General features: G+C 69.2%; 3 protein-coding genes. All 3 read left to right on the top strand.

Annotated elements, in window-relative coordinates; genetic code table 11:
- Positions 1 to 112 precede the first annotated feature (112 nt).
- Complete coding sequence (locus C6N75_RS24690) at positions 113 to 688, top strand: TerD family protein (RefSeq protein ID WP_105871101.1); 576 nt, start codon at positions 113 to 115, stop codon at positions 686 to 688.
- An 84-nt stretch (positions 689 to 772) separates the two neighbouring features.
- Positions 773 to 1,897, top strand: coding sequence for a DUF475 domain-containing protein (locus C6N75_RS24685; RefSeq protein WP_105871100.1), 1,125 nt, complete (start codon positions 773 to 775; stop codon positions 1,895 to 1,897).
- Positions 1,898 to 2,091: 194 nt separating this feature from the next.
- Positions 2,092 to 2,829: a TerD family protein gene (locus C6N75_RS24680; RefSeq protein ID WP_105871102.1), complete on the top strand. Its 738-nt coding sequence runs from the start codon at positions 2,092 to 2,094 to the stop codon at positions 2,827 to 2,829.
- The last annotated feature ends 200 nt before the right edge of the window (positions 2,830 to 3,029 follow it).

Genomic DNA, 3,029 nt, shown 5'->3' with positions numbered 1-3,029 from the left:
GCGGCGCCGCACACCGTGCACGTCACCGCGCACGCACCGCACGCACCGCACGCACCGCACGCGCCCGCGCCCCGGGGAGGGCGGCGGCGCAGGACACAGGGGAGGACCGCACATGGGCGTCACGCTCGCCAAGGGAGGCAACGTCTCCCTCTCCAAGGCCGCACCCGACCTCACCCAGGTGCTGGTGGGCCTGGGCTGGGACGCGCGCTCCACCACCGGGGCGCCCTTCGACCTGGACGCCAGCGCGCTGCTGTGCCAGGGCGGGCGCGTCCTCGGCGACGAGTTCTTCGTCTTCTACAACAACCTCACCAGCCCCGAGGGCTCGGTCGAGCACACCGGCGACAACCTCACCGGCGAGGGCGACGGCGACGACGAGTCGCTCATCGTCGACCTGGTCCGGGTGCCGGCGCACTGCGACAAGATCATATTTCCGGTCTCGATCCATGAGGCGGACAATCGGGGGCAGACCTTCGGCCAGGTCGCCAACGCGTTCATCCGGGTGGTCAACCAGGCCGACGGCCAGGAGCTGGCCCGCTACGACCTCAGCGAGGACGCCTCCACCGAGACGGCGATGATCTTCGGAGAGCTGTACCGGTACGGCGGCGAATGGAAGTTCCGCGCGGTCGGACAGGGGTACGCATCAGGGCTGCGGGGCATCGCCCTAGACTTCGGAGTCGATGTTTCCTAAGCAGTCCCCGGGGCCACCTCACAGCCCGGCGCCTCCACGGGCGCGGGGGATGCCCGTATCCGCACAGAGACGATGAGGTAGCCAGTGGTCCTGAAAACCTTCGGATGGTCGTTCGCCATCACGGCGATCGGCCTTGCCTTCGCAGCCTGGCAGTGGGGCTGGGAAGCCTTCGGGGTCGTGCTGATCCTCTCGATCCTGGAGATCTCGCTGTCGTTCGACAACGCGGTGGTCAACGCCGGGATCCTCAAGAAGATGAACGCCTTCTGGCAGAAGATCTTCCTGACGATCGGCATCCTGATCGCCGTGTTCGGCATGCGGCTGGTCTTCCCCGTCGTGATCGTGGCGATCAGCGCCAAGGTCGGTCCCATCGAGGCGGTCAACCTCGCCATCGACCAGCCCGAGAAGTACGAGGACCTGGTCACCGACGCGCACCCCGCCATCGCGGCCTTCGGCGGCATGTTCCTGCTGATGATCTTCCTCGACTTCATCTTCCAGGAGCGCGAGCACACCTGGCTGAGCTGGCTGGAGCGCCCGCTTGCCAAGCTGGGCAAGGTCGACATGCTGTCGGTCTGCGTCGCCCTGATCGCCCTGCTGGTCAGCGCGATGACCGTCGCCACGCACGCCCACACCAGCGCCGGCCATGCGGACAAGTCCGGCACCGTGCTGCTCGCCGGCGTCGCGGGCCTCGTCACGTACCTCCTGGTCAACGGCCTGTCCAGCTACTTCGAGAACAAGCTGGAAGAGGATGACGAGAAGGAGCACGAGCGCGAGGAGCAGGCCAAGCGCGAGGGCAAGGACCCCTCGCTCGTCGGCCTGGCCGGCAAGGCCGCGTTCTTCCTCTTCCTCTACCTGGAAGTGCTGGACGCCTCCTTCTCGTTCGACGGCGTCATCGGCGCCTTCGCCATCACCAACCACATCTTCTGGATGGCCCTGGGTCTGGGCATCGGCGCCATGTACGTCCGGTCGCTCACGGTCTACCTGGTCCGCCAGGGCACCCTGGACGACTACGTGTACCTGGAGCACGGCGCGCACTACGCGATCGGCGCGCTCGCGGCCATCCTGCTCGTCACCATCCAGTACGAGATCAGCGAGATCATCACCGGTCTGATCGGCGTGGTCCTGATCGCCGCCTCGTTCCTGTCCTCGGTCCGCCGCAACAAGGCGCTCGCCGCGTCGGGCGAGGCGGAGAAGACGCACGTGTCGGTGTGACGGCGGGCGCCGGTCCGGCGTGACGCCGGGTACCGGCGCGGCCGGGGTGTGTGACCACCCCCGGTTCGAGGAACGCTTCCCTGCGGGGCGGCCGGCAGCGTCCGGCCGCCCCGCCGCGTACATCGGCGCGGCGAACGGACCGGAGAGCGACGGAAGCCGGCCGCCGGGCGGCAGGCGAGTGGGGGGTGGAGGCCATGGCCTTCTGGGACAATCTGCGCGGCGGCGCGACGCAGTTCGACTCGGGCGCCGCGGCGTCGAACGCCATCGACCTGACCAAACGCAGGCCCTCGGTCTCGCTCAGCAAACAGGGCGCCGCCACCGGCAACCTGCGGGTCAACCTCTCCTGGCGGATGCGCACCTCCGACATCGAGGGCCGGTCCAGGGGCGGCAGCGGACTGCTGCGCCACCCGCTGCGGTTCTTCAAGCCCGACGTGGTGCAGGCCCACACCCAGAGCATGGTCAACGTGGACCTCGACATCGGCTGCCTGTACGAGATGGCCGACGGCAGCAAGGGCGTGGTGCAGCCGCTCGGCGGCTTCTTCGGCGACCTCAACGCCTCGCCGTACGTCAAACTCAGCGGCGACGACCGGTTCGGCGCCCCGTCCGGCGAGACGATATTCGTCAACCTCGACCACCGGGACGCGATCAAGCGGCTGCTGTTCTTCGTCTACATCTACGACCAGACGCCGGCGTTCGACCGCACCCACGCGACCATGACGCTCTACCCGAGCAACGGCCCGCGCATCGAGATCCAGCTCGACGAACGCGCCCCGCAGGCCCGCTCCTGCGCCGTGTTCATGCTGGAGAACGTCAAGGGCGACCTCCAGGTCCGGCGCGAGGTGCGGTTCGTGTACGGCTTCCAGGCCGAGTTGGACCGGCTCTACGGCTGGGGCATGCAGTGGGGCCGCGGCTTCAAGGCCGGCAAGACGTGAGGCAGAGCCGCATCCGGCCGGCCCCGTGAGGCCCACGGGCCGGACCGCCCCGGTGCCTCACGGACGGACGAACTGCGGTCCCATCGGCGGCAGGACGAACTCCGGGTCGGGCGCGAACGCGGCGGCCGGCTGCGGATAGCCGTACGCCGGGGCCGGCTGCCCCGCACCCGGACCCCCCGCGCCCGACCCGGAGTTCGTCC

This window comes from Streptomyces solincola (genome assembly GCF_002982015.1).
GTDB lineage: Bacteria > Actinomycetota > Actinomycetes > Streptomycetales > Streptomycetaceae > Streptomyces > Streptomyces solincola.
The sequence above is the reverse complement of the archived record's forward strand: the minus strand, read 5'-3'. Positions and strand labels throughout refer to the sequence as shown.